Origin of the sequence: Peribacillus sp. NPDC058075, from assembly GCF_042885195.1 — a bacterium.
Taxonomy (GTDB): domain Bacteria; phylum Bacillota; class Bacilli; order Bacillales; family DSM-1321; genus Peribacillus.
This window is the reverse complement of sequence record NZ_JBHVSL010000006.1, coordinates 1-14,629: the sequence shown is the minus strand read 5'-3', so window position 1 is coordinate 14,629 and position 14,629 is coordinate 1. Positions and strand designations below refer to the sequence as shown.

Sequence of the window (14,629 nt, the reverse complement as noted above, 5' to 3'; positions counted from 1 at the left end):
ATACTTCTTGTTACTATTCATATGCTTGTTTTGTATGCGTTGGTTTTTATGACAGATAAATTGGATACAAGGTTTGGACAAATATGCTCTCTAATTGCATTGGTGTTAGGAATTTTATTTTGCTATAAAGCTTTCAAAATAAAGTCACCATTACGCCATACCTTACTAATCACAACGTTTTTTATGTCGTTAATAGGTGCGTTAATCCTTCTTGTATTCTTGATTGCTTGTTTTTAAAAGGAGTGTTTTATGCCCGCCCCCTTATAGCATCAATCTATACGAAAATACCCAAAATAAAAAAGCATAGTTATTCAACTAACGGGTGCGTTGCTAAGGATCAGAGCTGTTTTTAAGGCAGCATTTTCTTATTCAACTAACGGGGCAGGATAGTTCCATAAGGAATACTGTTAAGTAACATTAAAGTTGTTTATGTTATTCCATTAAAGGGCCATATTGCGGAAGATGAAATTGTAATCAAATCGAAGTAATTAAGTGAAAATAATTTGTGGTACAAGTACTGGTAAAAGTACTTTGCCAAATATAAAGGAAAAAATAAGTATGATTTAGAAAGTAGGTAAATAAATGATTCCATTAGTATATGATCAAATTAATAGCTGGGGTAAAGACGATGAATTCTTCTTAGCACTGTTAAAGAAGGTAAATGTTAAAAAAATAGCTGATTTGGGTTGTGGAACTGGAAGGTTGACAACGCATTTTGCGAAAGTAGGCTATCATATTACAGCTATTGACCCGAATGAAGAAGCAATAGAATATGCGGAAAACAAAGCGTATCCAGACGAAGTGACTTGGATTGTTGGTGATAGCTCAAAATTACAAACAAATGCGTTTGATGCCGTTATAATGACAGCGAATGTTGCGCAAGTATTTCTTACAGATGAAAGTTGGCAACACGTCATTTCAGATGCATATCGAGCATTAAAGCCTGGAGGACATTTTATCTTTGATACACGTAACCCATTAGCAAAGGCGTGGGAACAGTGGAAAAAGGATATGACACCTGATATTGCAACGAATCAGATGACTGGTGATACACTTGAAATATGGACAGAATACGAGGGATTTATAGAAGATGTTTTTACATTTTATGAAACTGTGAAAAATGCACGTACAGAAGAAGTAGTAATTCATAAAAAGATGCAATTAAAATTCCGAACACAAGATGAAATCCATGAATCATTACAACAAGTAGGCTTTTCACAATTCCAAGTTTATGGAGATTGGGAGTTTAAACAAGCAACTTCAGAAACCAAATCTTTTATTTTTCACAGTGTAAAATAAATAAGGGATTTCTTTGACGATTTGCTTATCTACTTTGACAATTTCATTATTAGAAACGAAAGAATGAAAGAGAGACAATTATTATATTCAGCAATCGGGCGCGATTCTTTAATAAGAATCGCTTTTCTTAATGAACTAACGGGTGCGTTAGTTTAAGTAGGTATGGCTGCTTCGTCAGCCTTTTGATAATTGCCTCCAGAAGCAGCTTAAGGCATAGTGAATTCCATTCTATATGCTCTTATGGTCAGCAAAGAAGGCTAGTGGGAGATTGGTTATACAGACATTTGGGTAATTCCATAGAAGAAGGAAGAAGCTTATGAGAGTTTATCCATATCCCAAAACGGGGATATGTTACTAAACGATAAAGAGGAGGAGACATTTTATGAAACTCGAAGTTTTGTGTAACGTAGAGAATTGTACGTACTGGGCCGAAGGGAATCAATGTGTTGCCGACTCCATTTATGTCGTGGGCCTTGATAACAATGATGCTGACAATGTTGAGGAAACGGCTTGTAAAACCTTTGAACCTCGCAAACAATAATGGAATACAGAATGGGCCGGACGGCTGATGCCGCCCGGTTTTTTAATTCGAGAAATAGGGACAGTCCCCTTAAAAATAATTTAATTAGCACGACTATGCAAGAGGGGATATAACTTGAAAATCAATTTAAAAACTTTATTAATTAATGAACAAAATAATTTTATTAAAGTAAGTATTTATATATTTGGTGGATTTTCAATAGTATTAGCGCGATATAATGTTGGACGGTTGGTGGTAATGATAATGTTTTAGTCTAGGCAGTCAATCGTCATTCCAACCGTTAAAAAGGAAGGGCAGATAACTAAAAATTATCTGCTCTTTTTTAATTTATCTTCTATTTGAACTAATATGTGAACAAATGTACTTAGACTAAAGGGTGTGATAGTTTAACAAGAATGCCTAAACCTTTATTTTAATTTGGATTAGCATGGATTTTTCTGTTAAAGCATAAATTTGATAATGATTCATCTCCGTGGTCTCCAATATAATAAGGGTAACATGTAATACAGTAAAGTTGGGAAAAAGCGAGGTTATATATGCTAAGAAGAGTTAGAAAAATTGAACTGAAAATGGCTGTATTTATGGGGATTTGTTTTTACGGAATAACATTGTTACTCCATGTTCTTATTATTAGCGGTGTTATTCCATTCACATGGGTTAATGGTGGACGGTCTGTTTCCTATGCTGCTCAACTACCAATATCTATTATAAGTATCATTATTTGTATTATGGGAGGAGTCTTCACACAAATTGTTGGTGGAAATAGACTTTATAAACATAAAAGAGGAAGAACCATTATATGTTGGTTTTTTGTTGTACTTTGGTCTTTTGGGTTTTTACAACAATTATTAGGAACACCTTTTGAAAAAATGTTTTGTTCGTTACTAGTGCTTCTTGGTGTCATTTCGAACTTGCGTATGGCGATTGAAAAGAGATAGCTGTCACCATTGAATTAACCAGTAAGAGAAAAATGCACTTAAACTATTGGGTGCGTTAGCTTAAGATCGGAGCTGTCATTAAGGCAGCTTTTTCTTTATGCAACTAACGGGGCAGGATAGTTTAACAAGAAAACCAAAACCTGAAAAGTGTTGGAATTACTCCGCCTCGAACATCATAAGAAGTTGATGTAAAAGTCACAGATTGCTTTAGAAGGTGCCTGGAGTTCCGGGTAAACCCGTTCTGCCGCATCCAATTAACGACTGTAGAAGCAAAAGATGCGGAAGGTTTAGTAAATAAAATCATCCAATCGATACATCAATAAGTCAGGCTGACCCAGAGGTTCTTATGTACACTTATAGGATCAGCTTTTTTATTTTCAGAGTAATTTGAGATATAATAAAGTTATATTCTGGAATTTGGAAGGAATTTATTTCTATGAAAAAAAGGGTTAAATTAGTGGTCGGGATTTTCCTGATCTTTAACCATCCCAGGTTTTTAAGATAATGGATTATTTGGCTGGACTTTATTAGCAAAGACAGACTGAAAGAATAAGTTTGGAAAAACTTAATCGCTTCCGATACACATAAAATTTTTAACTGCAGGGGAACTGATATATAAAAACTGTACATACTATCATAATCCTTTCGAAGATTTGAATTTAAACCAAATGAGGTGGAAAAATGGCAAAAGAATTAACTGGCGTACATGCCGTTGTTACAGGAGGATCAAGCGGTTTAGGATATGCCATGGTAGAGGCACTTCTTGATGAAGGAGCAACGGTTGCAGTGGCATCCCGTCCGGGAGCAAAAATGACGGAAGCTGTAAAAAACCTTCAAGATAAGGGATATTCGAATGTTTTTAAACTTCCATTGGATGTCAGGTCGGAGGAATCGGTACAAGATGCAGTGAACTGGGTAAAAACGGAATGGGGTAAGATCGATGTCCTCGTGAACAATGCCGGGATAGGCATGAGGACTGTAAACCCAAAATTCCTTACAGAACCACAGCCTTTCTATCAGGTCTCTCCTGAAGGGTTTCGAAATTTAATCGATACAAATGTGACCGGTTATTTCCTAACCGCCCGGGGATTCGCTCCTCTGATGGTCAAGCAGGCAAAAGGAAAAATCATCAATATATCAATGAATTATGAAACCATGAAACGAAAAGGATTTGTCCCATACGGCCCTTCTCGTGCCGCAACCGAGTCCCTGTCATTTATCATGGCTGAAGACCTGCGTGAATTTGGTGTGACGGTAAATATGCTTCTTCCTGGCGGGGCCACCATAACCGGAATGATACCTGATGAAGTGAGAAGGGAACTTGAAGGAAACTCTCAGCTTCTGAAGCCAGAAATCATGGCAAAACCTATCGTTTATCTTGCTTCCGAGCAATCTGAAGGATTAACAGGTGAACGCCTAGTCGCCACCGAATTTGACAGCTGGTTAAAAAATAGAACCAAATAAAATGAGTGAAGAGACTTCTTCTTTGGCAATATGAATGAATAGAGAAAGAGACTTGTTTTTGCGGTTTTTGGTTCATCAAGGTTATGAATGACTTTAGTAGGACGGGTTGTCCTTATGGTCTTCTCATAATGATAAAAAAACGAAAAAAATTCCAATAACCTATAGGAATGAGCCAATCTTAATCAAAAATGAGCCAACCCCGCCGGAAAATGAGCCAATTTGAGCCAATAAGAAATTAGAGTTCGTTTTCCTCCATTCTTTTTCTTGTTTCGCAATATGGTTCAACTCTACAATAATTCTTCTTCAGTTAACGGGTGCGTTAGCTGAAGATCAGAGCTGTCATTATGGCAGCTTTTTCTTATGGAACTAAAGGGGCAGTTTAGTTGAAGAAGGAACTTTAACTTTATGGTATTATTTAGGAAAGAGAATTGTTGTTAGGAGGACAGTAATGGGTGGTTCGCTTGTCTTGAAAATTTTGTTGATACCGATTGTTGGCATTGGTCTTTATATTACATTTAAATACATTAGACCAATGGTACCAATACCAGGGTTTACTGTGTACAAATCCTCTGGGATAACAGTGGACTATCCTTCTGTCGATTTAGAAAATAAAGAAGTTATTGGAACAGTTTCGTTTAAAGATAAGAAACTAATGACGGTAATTGTAAATGTACAATCAAATTATGTTAAGGTTGAAGGCAGTGTTGAGAATACTCGTAAGGGTCAAATTGATAGTGACTATATTGATATGGTTAAAAACCAGGCTGAATTTTTCATTGAAAACAAAATAAGTAACCCTAAAAAGTATTATGAACAGTTTATAGAAGCTGATCCTTCTTGAACTAACGGGTGCGTTAGCTGAAGATCGGAGCTGTCTTTAAGGCAGCTTTTTCTTATGGAACTAAAGGGGCAGGATAGTTCTATAACGAGTATGGAATATATGGTAAAATAAGGATTTGTATTTATGAATGGGGGAGGTTAAATGCAATACTTTGTACTTGCATTAATTATCGGGGTGATTATTTTTTCTCTTTTTAGGATGTTTAAGAAGAAAAAAACTATACCGAGTAATCAATATACACCTATTGATGACATCAATAATGGATTGGTTCGAAATTACTCAAGCGAACCTCAAGAAATTGAGTCAAGAAAAGAAATACCTTATGAAGAAGTTGATAAAAAGAGTGATTGAAATAAAGCCCTAAAGAACTACGGGTGCGTTAGCTAAAAATCAGAGCTGTCTTTAAGGCAGCTCTTTCTTTATGCAACTAACGGGGCAGGATAGTTGCATAAAGAAATTGGATTTTTATGGTAAAATATATCAAGGAGATGGTTATTTGAGTACAGAAAAAAGAGGTTCGAAATATAGACAAGCTATTTTTTGGGCTATAATCACTATTGTTTTATTTGTAATTTGGCTTTTAACAAAATAATTTTTATTCAACTAAAGGTGTGTTAGCTGAAGATCAGAGTAGTCTTTAAGGCAGTTTTTTCTTTATGAACGGGGCAGGTAGTTAGGGAGGTTTTTTAAATGCAGTCTATTGGTTTATCTATTGTTCTTTATATTATTTCGTTATTTATTCTTTATATAGTTATTGAAACAGCAGTCAGAAGAGTTATTAACAGCTCAATTATTGGTGAATTACTTGAAAAGAAGTATGGAATTAAAGATAAAAAATCTTTTCTCGATGATGACATAGACATTGATAAATAAAACAGATTTTTAAGCTTAACGGGTGCGTTAGCTGAAGATCAGAGCTGTCTTTAAGGCAGCTTTTTATTATGGAACTATCGAGGCAGGTTAGTTCCATAACACAAATTGGAAATATATGTGGTAATATGGGAAGAAATATATTAAAGTAGGTAATTTGTTTTGGTACTCCTAACAGAAAAATTAATTCTTATATCTCTATTTATATTTATTATCCATTCTATCGAAACACTTGCATATGCAGTCAGATTATCTGGTGCAAGAGTAAGATTGTTAGCTTCAGCTCTATCTTTATTTAACTTGATGGTTATGATTTCTCGATTAGCGAATATGATGCAGCAACCATTTACAGGGAGCCTGGTTGATAATGCTCCAAAAGTAAATACACTAGCATTTGTTGAAAACCAATATAGAGTCATTATTGGTTCATCAACCTTAGGAACAATAATAGGTATTCTTTTACTTCCTACTTTTATTGCAATCTTTTCAAGGGCTATTGTTCATTTAGCTGAAGAAAGAGGTTCTATTCCATCTTTGATAAAAAAGGGGTTAACTTTCGAATACATTAAGCGTGGGATAAAACACATTCATTTACCAAGGTTTTCATACTTAAAGGATATTAGATTGAAAGATATTCCCATAAGATTGTTCTTAATTAATATGGTAATAACTGCAATCTATACGATTGGAGTGTTATCAGCGTTATATGCTGCTTTAATAGCTCCAGAAAGAGCAACAACAGCTATTATGGCATCGGGTCTTATAAATGGAATAGCTACAATTTTACTTATAATTTTTATTGACCCTAAAATATCTATTCTTGCGGATGACGTAATAAATCAAAAGGGAAGTTACCTTAATCTCAAGAGTGTATCTCTTATGATGGTTACTTCTCGTTTATTAGGAACGATACTAGCTCAAGTATTATTTATTCCAGGGGCAGATTATATTGCGTGGTTTACTAAATTTATTGTCTAATAATTAACTAATTTTTTTAATAAACTAACGGGTGCGTTAGCTGAAGATCGGAGCTGTCTTTAAGGCAGCTTTTTCTTTATGGAACTAAAGGGGCAGGTTAGTTCATTAAGGAAAAACTTCCATTGTTGAATTAAACTATAAACAAGGTCTTTTAAAATCAAGCATATCGTGCTTAAGGAATGGGAGAATCAGCTTGTTTTCATTTCGTAACATTGACCTATTAAGAGACACTGAAACCATTATTAAGTTTAGAAGAGATTCGTACAGTATTAGTTTTGGTGATGAGAGTTTATTCGGAGATAATGACAGTTATTTAAAGAAGATTTTCGTAAGGCTTATAAAATTTCCTGGTGGACTTGTTATTGTTGAAATAGATGGTAAACAAGTAGGACAAGTTGAGTTGCAGATTAAACAATTTGAGAATAAAGAGATTGGATATGTTAATCTATTTTACTTAATCTCAGAATATCGTGGAAAAGGATACGGTGCTAAACTAATTGAATTTGCAGAACGTTTCTTTCGCGAATATGGTGTTAATGCATATCAATTAAGGGTATCCCCCACAAACAAAAGGGCGATAAGATTTTATCAAAAAAATGGATTTGATGTATTAAAAATAGAAGATGAAGATACTGTTCCGAGATTTAGAATGTATAAATTATTATCTACATCTTCTTAAACTAACGGGTGCGTTAGTTCATTAAAAACTATGGAAAATGATCAAACCATTTTATAAAAGAATCATTAATTGAATATATTAAGAGCGTGTTTTGGTCAATATTAGGAGAAACTTGTCCTTTTCCACCCAACATACGCATAGATTCTGGAATCTCAAAGTCAGAAGGATTAGTCGCTTTTGGTGTGGGTAATGCACATCTTCAATTATTTAAGACGAAAACCATCAGTATGGGATTTTCCTTTATCCTTCCAAGTAACATGAATTTTATAAATATGCCCTTTCTTAGGCCCATCTCCACCATAAAATCTTGCAGAAAATGGATATAATGCCGTTTCTTCACCGTCTTCGGCTATTCCTTCTTCAAAATCTCCTACAGACATTAGATTTTTATTATTATCTGTAAAAGTTATATCTTCTACAGTAACTTTATCTCCAGACTGTTGCTTAAGGGTGCCAGTCCAACCCTTTTCAACATATTGATCTTGATTCTTTTTATAAGTTGCTTTCCACATTCCATTTTCAGATGTACCCCAGATTGCAATACTGTTGTAATACCAATATACTCCTCCACCCAAAAGTACAAAAATAATTAATAATTTTAAATATCTTTTCTTTTTCATGAAATTCTCCTTATATAACTTTTTATAACTATGTTTCTTTAATTTACCAGAAGTTATTAAAGCAAACTATCTTTTTTTATTAATATATAAATATGACATGTAGAGGAAGTCTACATAAAGTAATACAAACCTCAGTTATATCAATGGGTTTAAAATGGCATCGAATTATCCAATATACAGGGTTTGATACATCGTTGATATAAGGCCTTTTGTCGGAAAATCATTTTAAGCATTTCCCGTTTTTATTGCATAAATTAGGGGAGGGTTTCATGGAGAGAAAAACGAGCATATACTGCCTATATGGGGGATAGATCCCATTTCTTAATGAACTAAAGGGGCAGGTTAGTTGCATAAGGATTTTATTTTAATAAGACGAACTTTTACTAAATTTAAGGAGTTTGTCCAGAAATAAGTTGATAACTTTAAAAAACTATATTTCCGCATAATCCTGATGCTACTCCATTAAGGACCGCACATATTAGACGTATCTAATATGGTGGTCCTTTTGATTTTATGAGTTTTCGTAATTTAACACTTTCATTTTCAGATAATATTATGCTTTTGTAACTCCTTCATCTCTTTTCAGAATCATTTCTTTATATGATGTAATTTTATGTTCTAACATTTTATTTGTTTCTTCCAGCGTCTTTAACTGGTTTTCAATCGAACTTTTATGATCTTCTAACAGTTTTAATCGATTTAATGCTGTATGTTCTCCTTCAGTATACAAGTAGGCATATTCTTTTATTTTTGTGATCGGCATTTGCGTCTCTTTTAACTTTAAAACAAATTTTAGCCATTGAAGATGTGATTCAGAATATATTCTATCTCCATGTTCATTTCGATCTGGAAGAATGATTTTCTCTTTTTCATAGTAACGTAATGTATGTGTGCTGACTCCTAGAAGTTGTGCCACTTCGCCAATTGTATACATAAAAACCTCCATACTTAACCAATGCTAATCAAGTGTAAAAATAGGTTTGACTTAGAGTTTACTCTAACCCATATAATAAATTCGTATCATCTAAAGAATCAATTGTTATTAGTATAAACAAAATAGTAGGAGGAAATGAAATGAAGAAATATACAGTTATTACAGGTGCAAGTTCTGGGATTGGTTATGAAACAGCTCTTGTTTTTGCTGCTCGTGGAAAAAATTTAGTCATTGTGGCACGTAGAACTGAGGAACTCGAAAAACTAAAATCAGAAATCGCGAAGGTAAATGCTGAATTAGATGTCATTATAAAAACAGTTGATTTATCTAATACGAAAAATGCTTATACATTATTTGAAGATTTAAAGGAATGCGAAATTGAAACTTGGATTAATAATGCAGGGTTTGGTAATTTCGCATCAGTTGGAGAACAAAATTTAACTAAAATTGAGACTATGCTAAATTTAAATATTGAAGCTTTAACTATTTTGACTTCTCTTTATGTGCGTGATTATTCAACTGTTGAAGGAACGCAATTAATTAACGTTTCATCAGGTGGAGGTTACACGATTATTGGAAATGCAATCACATATTGTGCTTCTAAATTCTATGTAAGTGCCTTTACTGAAGGCCTTGCACATGAATTAAAAGAACAAGGTGCAAGCATGCAAGCAAAAGTATTAGCTCCTGCTGCAACTGAAACTGAATTTGCAAAAGTATCGAATGACTTGGAGGAAAATGTTACATTCGAAGGGCTTCTTCCAAAATACCATACAGCTAAAGAAATGGCTGGATTTATGCTTGATCTTTACGATAGCGAAAAAGTAGTTGGAATTGTCGATGGTCTTACGTATGAATTTCAATTAAAGGATCCAATTTATCCTTATGCAGTAAGAATGAGAAACTAAAAAGGGTGATTGATCATCGTTTTTCTATTAGGAGAACCTTTCATTTCCTTGTTCAACTGACGGATGTGAGATTTAAAGATTAGGATCGCTGCGGCGGTCTTTTTTTCTTTTTCGACTAACGGGGCAGGTTAATGCAATAACAATCCTTAGTAAATTTTATTTTGTCATAATGGAAATAAAATCTTAAATAGTATTAGGAGATAAAATGTTTAACAAAATTAAGACTTGGGCGAGAAAATTAAAACGACAGATCTTTATCCTTTACTTTGCTTGTAAAGATGAACGGGTGCCTTGGTATGCAAAAGTATTTACGGCTTGTGTTGTAGCTTATGCATTCAGTCCGATTGACCTCATACCTGATTTTATACCCATTCTTGGCTACTTAGACGATGTAATTCTCGTTCCAATAGGGGTAATGCTTGCATTAAAGATGATACCAAAGAGTGTATTAACCAACTGTGAAGTTAAAGCAGAAGAAATGATGAAAAAGGGTAAGCCAAAGAATTGGATAGTTGGCTCAATAATAGTTTTGATTTGGGGCTTAATTATAATATGGGCTATTATTAATATTTATCGCTTAATGAACTAACGGGTGCGTTAGCTGAAGATCGGAGCTGTCTCTAAGGCAGCTTTTTTCTTATGCAACTAAAGGGGCAGGATAGTTCAACAAGGGAAATGGTTATTTGTGGTAAAATATAAAAGAATAGTTGTTTAATTTATAGGGGGTTGTTTTAAGTGCAAGAAAACAAAGAAACTCCTGACCGAAAAAGAGAGAGATTAAGACAAGAAGAATTAAAAAGAAATCCGACTGGTAGTTTGAATGATGCTTTTAATAAAGCAAACAGTGGCGGTCTTGCTGATTTAGTAGGAAGTTTAGGTTGGAAAGGTACGGGAATTCTCATTCTTGTAATCATTATTGGCTTTATTTTTGTATCACTTTTCTTCAAGTAACGGGTGCGTTAGCTGAAGATCAGAGCTGCCTTTAGGACAGCTTTTTCTTATGGAACTAACGGGGCAGGTTAGTTGAAGAATTTTTCTCGATATGTACTGTTTCCCAAAGTTGTTTCTTACAGCTACAATAATGGTGAAACACAATGAGAAATTGAGAAGGAGCTTATGCAGTTTGAATCTTATTAAATATTTTGGAATCCAATTTATTCTATTTACTGTAATAATCCTAACAGGGTTTTACTCAGATAGTTACATAAGCAAGCCATTTACTTACACTGATTTAATAGCAATAATTATTCATTTTGCTATACTAATCGTCGTGTTAAATGGATACTTTAAGCTAAAAGATCGTCTAACGCCTATTCATTTATTTAATAGAGTTTTACTTTCTTTGATAGCTTTTGTTATTACCATTATTTTTATAGAGATTTTAACAGAAGAATGAGATTTTATCCCTAATGAAGGGTGCGTTAGCTGAAAATCAGAGCTGTCTTTAAGACAGCTTTTTCTTTATGGAACTAACGGGGCAGTATAGTTTCAGAGCAAATGATAAAATATGTATAGCTAAAATTGCACTTTGGGACGGGATTAAAATGGATAAACGGTTATTGGACATATATATGGAATGGGAAGACAAATTAGATGATGACGAGTGGTATTTTAGTAATTCTTTTGAATCAATTACTAAGGGTATGTCCCCTGAAGAAGCGTTTAACTATATTCCAAATGTCATTGAGGTTTTATTTAAGTTAGACGATGACTTTTTGGTTTGGGAAACCCTTTATTTTTTAAATGAACTGTATAGTCTTTCTGATACCACTCAGATACATCCATTCCTCGAAAGCAATTGGTCTGTGTTAAATAAACATATTAAGAAATATGAGGACTCCTATGCTCCTCCTTTTAAGGAACTTAAAAGACACCTTAGAATTACAGAATGAATTCTTATCTTGTCGAATTAACAGTGCGTTAGCTGAGGATCAGAGCTGTCTTTAAGGGCAGCTCTTTTTTTATATAATTAAGCAGGTTAGTTGAAGAGTGCTGTTTGATTTTAATTCAACATTTGGGCCATATTGTTGAATAATCATTATCTTGATCTCCGTAATCAGGCGCATTTCATAAAGTGAGATGCGCCTTTTTCAAGATCGGTCCTATACAAATTTCTGTAGAGTTAAATGTTTGGAATAAAACCCCTGTATTCAAAATTAATCAAGTTCAATTATAATTTTTATAAATAAATAGGGGTTAATCTTGAATTAATGATTCAGGGAAACAGAGGAAAGAGGAAATGGATTATGTTTGTTAATATGTTTTGGACAATTTATTTAGGAATACTTGGTGCTGTTGCTATTGGATATCTTTTTAAAGGAAAATATAAGACTTTTCCAGCAAAACTGGATTTTGTAATCTCGATTATTACCTGGATAGGACTTTTTGGTTACGTATCAAATATCCAAATAATAAATACTTCTTTATGGCAAATCGTGTTTTTTGGGGCGTTATTTTGGGACTTAATCTACAGCTTCTTCCTAGCTGACTATGGGGATGAGTTCGAGGGTGTTTCACCTCCAGTCAAATACATCATTATTGCTGTAGTATTTGTACTTTTACTCGGTCCACTGTATTTTGGTCTCTATAAGTACGCATTCTAATTAGAGAAGTATTAGACAGCTTTTTCTTTATGCAACTAACGGGGCAGGTTAGTTGAAGAAGAAAAGTGACAAACTAACAGGAATATAAATTCTTAAAAGGGGTCAGAAAATAGTACGATTATGAAAATATTGGCTATTGGGATTATATTGGTTGTTGGTGGAAGTATCATTTTAGGGTGGTTTATTAAAGAAGCTTATAAAAATTATAAAAAAGAAAGTACAAAAACTAAAATTTTCTATTTCATATGGTTGATTTTAGGTGTCGTATTAGATTTAAGTAATGGATTAATTATTATTGTCGGTCTTATTTTATTAGGAGTTCTTTTAATAATCTATTCCCCACTCTACAACTAACGGGTGCGTTAGCTGAAGATCGGAGCTGTCTTTAAGGCAGCTTTTTCCTTATGCAACTATAGGGGCAGGTTAGTTCCATAAGCGTAGTGTAGTCGGACTGTACGGCATTTTTTCAGATAAAATGTAACTATTTGTAAAATGGTAGTAATATACATTCAAAATTCTAGATGTTACAGTAAGAGATAATAAAGTATATTTGGGTCCTACCAGACTTTTCTTAGTCACTTCCCATTTAGGAAGGGGAAGATTATGACATTTGAAAGCTTAAAAAGTTTACTTTCCTACCTATGCTATTATCATAATGTAAATATTACTCATACTTTTACAATTAATAAAACTCAATCTCTAAAAGTTAGATACTTAACATTTAATTCACAACGTACTTTTAAATTAGTTTGTTCTAATTGCGGTAAAGTAGAATTTATTAATGATATAGATGTTGCTGCCAAAGCAATCCAGAATATTATTACAAAAAACACTCCTATTTAATGGGTGTTTTTTTGATTTGAAAAGATTTCTTATCGCACAGTTTGTGTCAACTCTACAATAGGTTTTATGCAACTAACGGGTGCGTGTTGAGAACCGGGGCTGCCATTTGGTGGCCTTTTTTGCTTAATGAACTAACGGGGCAGGATAGTTGAAGAACAGGTATGATATAAGTATTGGGGTGTTTGTATGAAATATACTTGTCCTTGTTGCGGTTATAAAACATTAGATGAAGAACCGCCTGGAACATATGATATTTGCAGTATTTGTTTTTGGGAAGATGATGGAGTTCAATATAGTGATCCAGATTATGACGGTGGTGCTAATACCCCTTCTTTAAGGCAAGCACAAAAAAATTATCTTGTGTTTGGAGCTTGTGAGGATGGGTGTATTGAGTTTGTAAGAAAACCTAATGAAAAAGACGTAAAAGACCCTGTTTGGATACCCTTGATTTAATGAAATGCTTTAACAAACGGGTGAGTTAGCTGTTGATCGGAGCTGTCTTTAAGGCAGCTTTTTCTTATGGAACTAACGGAGCGGGTTAGTGAAAGAAGGACTTTCCATTTTCCACACAAATGAAAAGGTGTTAAATGGTATGATTAAATAAAAAATCGTACAGAACTTAATTTTTTAGGGGGAAATATATTCTTGAAAATAGTTAGAATTATCTTGGCAATATTGTTCTTGCTTTATCAGCATATCTGCTAATTACTGAAAACTTTGAGTTTATGCCGTATTTAATGTTGATCTCGGGGGTAATTATGTTGGTGAGAGGATTAGCTGAACTTCAAAAAGATAGAAAAGGAGGATTTTTGGGGTGCGTAGTTGTCTCATTATTTCTTTTCTTTGTTTCAATACAGGGTTTCTTAATGAACTAACGGGTCCGTTAGCTGAAGATTAGAGCTGTCTTTAAGACAGCTTTTTCTTATGCAACTATAGGGGCAGGATAGTTCCATAAGAAATTGACTATTGGTTAATTATGGAATATAATTGCATTAAAAGGAACATGCGTTCTTTTTTGGTGGAGTAGCTTTTGATGTGGAAAAAATAAACTATGAAAATTATGATTGGAGTGTTAGTAGATGAAAATAAAAAAAGTTTATCTATATGTATT

The 14,629-nt window shown here is 33.8% G+C and carries 19 protein-coding genes; 17 read left to right on the top strand and 2 right to left on the bottom strand.

Annotated elements, in window-relative coordinates:
- Nucleotides 1-582: 582 nt before the first annotated feature.
- From ACFVS1_RS24455 to ACFVS1_RS24415, 9 genes are all read left to right on the top strand, one after another.
- Nucleotides 583-1,299, top strand: a complete 717-nt coding sequence (locus tag ACFVS1_RS24455; RefSeq protein ID WP_387551476.1) for a class I SAM-dependent methyltransferase — start codon at nucleotides 583-585, stop codon at nucleotides 1,297-1,299.
- Nucleotides 1,300-1,681: 382 nt separating this feature from the next.
- The gene (locus ACFVS1_RS24450) at nucleotides 1,682-1,840 is read left to right on the top strand and encodes a DUF1540 domain-containing protein (protein WP_101645284.1); all 159 of its coding nucleotides are present in this window, start codon (nucleotides 1,682-1,684) and stop codon (nucleotides 1,838-1,840) included.
- Between the two features lie 536 nt (nucleotides 1,841-2,376).
- Nucleotides 2,377-2,778, top strand: a complete 402-nt coding sequence (locus ACFVS1_RS24445) for a hypothetical protein (RefSeq protein ID WP_352928196.1) — start codon at nucleotides 2,377-2,379, stop codon at nucleotides 2,776-2,778.
- Between the two features lie 681 nt (nucleotides 2,779-3,459).
- Nucleotides 3,460-4,242 (top strand): SDR family NAD(P)-dependent oxidoreductase, encoded by a 783-nt coding sequence (locus ACFVS1_RS24440; RefSeq protein WP_387551471.1) that lies wholly within the window; start codon nucleotides 3,460-3,462, stop codon nucleotides 4,240-4,242.
- 448 nt (nucleotides 4,243-4,690) lie between these two features.
- Nucleotides 4,691-5,083: a hypothetical protein gene (locus ACFVS1_RS24435; protein WP_352928138.1), complete on the top strand. Its 393-nt coding sequence runs from the start codon at nucleotides 4,691-4,693 to the stop codon at nucleotides 5,081-5,083.
- Nucleotides 5,084-5,224: 141 nt separating this feature from the next.
- Nucleotides 5,225-5,434 carry a FeoB-associated Cys-rich membrane protein gene (locus tag ACFVS1_RS24430; protein WP_214922382.1) on the top strand — a complete coding sequence of 70 codons (210 nt, stop codon included), beginning with the start codon at nucleotides 5,225-5,227 and terminating at the stop codon, nucleotides 5,432-5,434.
- A gap of 339 nt (nucleotides 5,435-5,773) precedes the next feature.
- Nucleotides 5,774-5,956 (top strand): hypothetical protein, encoded by a 183-nt coding sequence (locus ACFVS1_RS24425; protein ID WP_387551466.1) that lies wholly within the window; start codon nucleotides 5,774-5,776, stop codon nucleotides 5,954-5,956.
- A 159-nt stretch (nucleotides 5,957-6,115) separates the two neighbouring features.
- Nucleotides 6,116-6,931 carry a lipid II flippase Amj family protein gene (locus ACFVS1_RS24420; RefSeq protein WP_352928144.1) on the top strand — a complete coding sequence of 272 codons (816 nt, stop codon included), beginning with the start codon at nucleotides 6,116-6,118 and terminating at the stop codon, nucleotides 6,929-6,931.
- Nucleotides 6,932-7,124: 193 nt separating this feature from the next.
- Nucleotides 7,125-7,610: a GNAT family N-acetyltransferase gene (locus tag ACFVS1_RS24415; protein WP_387551463.1), complete on the top strand. Its 486-nt coding sequence runs from the start codon at nucleotides 7,125-7,127 to the stop codon at nucleotides 7,608-7,610.
- 203 nt (nucleotides 7,611-7,813) lie between these two features.
- Here ACFVS1_RS24415 and ACFVS1_RS24410 read toward each other — a convergent pair whose 3' ends face one another.
- Nucleotides 7,814-8,230 (bottom strand): hypothetical protein, encoded by a 417-nt coding sequence (locus ACFVS1_RS24410; protein WP_387551460.1) that lies wholly within the window; start codon nucleotides 8,228-8,230, stop codon nucleotides 7,814-7,816.
- A gap of 553 nt (nucleotides 8,231-8,783) precedes the next feature.
- On the bottom strand, nucleotides 8,784-9,164 hold the full coding sequence (locus ACFVS1_RS24405; protein ID WP_387551457.1) for a MerR family transcriptional regulator: 381 nt from the start codon (nucleotides 9,162-9,164) through the stop codon (nucleotides 8,784-8,786).
- A gap of 140 nt (nucleotides 9,165-9,304) precedes the next feature.
- Here ACFVS1_RS24405 and ACFVS1_RS24400 point away from each other — a divergent pair, with 140 nt between their 5' ends.
- From ACFVS1_RS24400 to ACFVS1_RS24365, 8 genes are all read left to right on the top strand, one after another.
- Entirely contained in the window at nucleotides 9,305-10,072 is a 768-nt protein-coding gene (locus tag ACFVS1_RS24400; RefSeq protein ID WP_387551454.1) for an SDR family NAD(P)-dependent oxidoreductase, read from the top strand.
- A gap of 205 nt (nucleotides 10,073-10,277) precedes the next feature.
- Nucleotides 10,278-10,661: a YkvA family protein gene (locus tag ACFVS1_RS24395; RefSeq protein WP_387551451.1), complete on the top strand. Its 384-nt coding sequence runs from the start codon at nucleotides 10,278-10,280 to the stop codon at nucleotides 10,659-10,661.
- 146 nt (nucleotides 10,662-10,807) lie between these two features.
- Entirely contained in the window at nucleotides 10,808-11,023 is a 216-nt protein-coding gene (locus tag ACFVS1_RS24390) for a DUF6366 family protein (RefSeq protein ID WP_192206688.1), read from the top strand.
- Nucleotides 11,024-11,616: 593 nt separating this feature from the next.
- Nucleotides 11,617-11,964, top strand: coding sequence for an ABC transporter (locus ACFVS1_RS24385; RefSeq protein ID WP_387551448.1), 348 nt, complete (start codon nucleotides 11,617-11,619; stop codon nucleotides 11,962-11,964).
- 354 nt (nucleotides 11,965-12,318) lie between these two features.
- The gene (locus tag ACFVS1_RS24380; RefSeq protein ID WP_387551445.1) at nucleotides 12,319-12,675 is read left to right on the top strand and encodes a hypothetical protein; all 357 of its coding nucleotides are present in this window, start codon (nucleotides 12,319-12,321) and stop codon (nucleotides 12,673-12,675) included.
- Between the two features lie 120 nt (nucleotides 12,676-12,795).
- Entirely contained in the window at nucleotides 12,796-13,029 is a 234-nt protein-coding gene (locus ACFVS1_RS24375) for a hypothetical protein (RefSeq protein ID WP_387551442.1), read from the top strand.
- A 675-nt stretch (nucleotides 13,030-13,704) separates the two neighbouring features.
- On the top strand, nucleotides 13,705-13,971 hold the full coding sequence (locus ACFVS1_RS24370) for a CPCC family cysteine-rich protein (RefSeq protein ID WP_387551440.1): 267 nt from the start codon (nucleotides 13,705-13,707) through the stop codon (nucleotides 13,969-13,971).
- Nucleotides 13,972-14,243: 272 nt separating this feature from the next.
- Nucleotides 14,244-14,393: a DUF3953 domain-containing protein gene (locus tag ACFVS1_RS24365; protein ID WP_387551437.1), complete on the top strand. Its 150-nt coding sequence runs from the start codon at nucleotides 14,244-14,246 to the stop codon at nucleotides 14,391-14,393.
- Nucleotides 14,394-14,629: the final 236 nt, after the last annotated feature.

What these genes read in the sequence shown, in the direction of transcription:
- ACFVS1_RS24455 (WP_387551476.1), top strand. Translation starts at nt 583, where the DNA reads ATGATTCCATTAGTATATGATCAAATTAATAGCTGGGGTAAAGACGAT.
- ACFVS1_RS24450 (WP_101645284.1), top strand. Translation starts at nt 1,682, where the DNA reads ATGAAACTCGAAGTTTTGTGTAACGTAGAGAATTGTACGTACTGGGCC.
- ACFVS1_RS24445 (WP_352928196.1), top strand. Translation starts at nt 2,377, where the DNA reads ATGCTAAGAAGAGTTAGAAAAATTGAACTGAAAATGGCTGTATTTATG.
- ACFVS1_RS24440 (WP_387551471.1), top strand. Translation starts at nt 3,460, where the DNA reads ATGGCAAAAGAATTAACTGGCGTACATGCCGTTGTTACAGGAGGATCA.
- ACFVS1_RS24435 (WP_352928138.1), top strand. Translation starts at nt 4,691, where the DNA reads ATGGGTGGTTCGCTTGTCTTGAAAATTTTGTTGATACCGATTGTTGGC.
- ACFVS1_RS24430 (WP_214922382.1), top strand. Translation starts at nt 5,225, where the DNA reads ATGCAATACTTTGTACTTGCATTAATTATCGGGGTGATTATTTTTTCT.
- ACFVS1_RS24425 (WP_387551466.1), top strand. Translation starts at nt 5,774, where the DNA reads ATGCAGTCTATTGGTTTATCTATTGTTCTTTATATTATTTCGTTATTT.
- ACFVS1_RS24410 (WP_387551460.1), bottom strand. Translation starts at nt 8,230, where the DNA reads ATGAAAAAGAAAAGATATTTAAAATTATTAATTATTTTTGTACTTTTG.
- ACFVS1_RS24405 (WP_387551457.1), bottom strand. Translation starts at nt 9,164, where the DNA reads ATGTATACAATTGGCGAAGTGGCACAACTTCTAGGAGTCAGCACACAT.
- ACFVS1_RS24400 (WP_387551454.1), top strand. Translation starts at nt 9,305, where the DNA reads ATGAAGAAATATACAGTTATTACAGGTGCAAGTTCTGGGATTGGTTAT.
- ACFVS1_RS24395 (WP_387551451.1), top strand. Translation starts at nt 10,278, where the DNA reads ATGTTTAACAAAATTAAGACTTGGGCGAGAAAATTAAAACGACAGATC.
- ACFVS1_RS24385 (WP_387551448.1), top strand. Translation starts at nt 11,617, where the DNA reads ATGGATAAACGGTTATTGGACATATATATGGAATGGGAAGACAAATTA.
- ACFVS1_RS24380 (WP_387551445.1), top strand. Translation starts at nt 12,319, where the DNA reads ATGTTTGTTAATATGTTTTGGACAATTTATTTAGGAATACTTGGTGCT.
- ACFVS1_RS24375 (WP_387551442.1), top strand. Translation starts at nt 12,796, where the DNA reads ATGAAAATATTGGCTATTGGGATTATATTGGTTGTTGGTGGAAGTATC.
- ACFVS1_RS24370 (WP_387551440.1), top strand. Translation starts at nt 13,705, where the DNA reads ATGAAATATACTTGTCCTTGTTGCGGTTATAAAACATTAGATGAAGAA.
- ACFVS1_RS24365 (WP_387551437.1), top strand. Translation starts at nt 14,244, where the DNA reads ATGCCGTATTTAATGTTGATCTCGGGGGTAATTATGTTGGTGAGAGGA.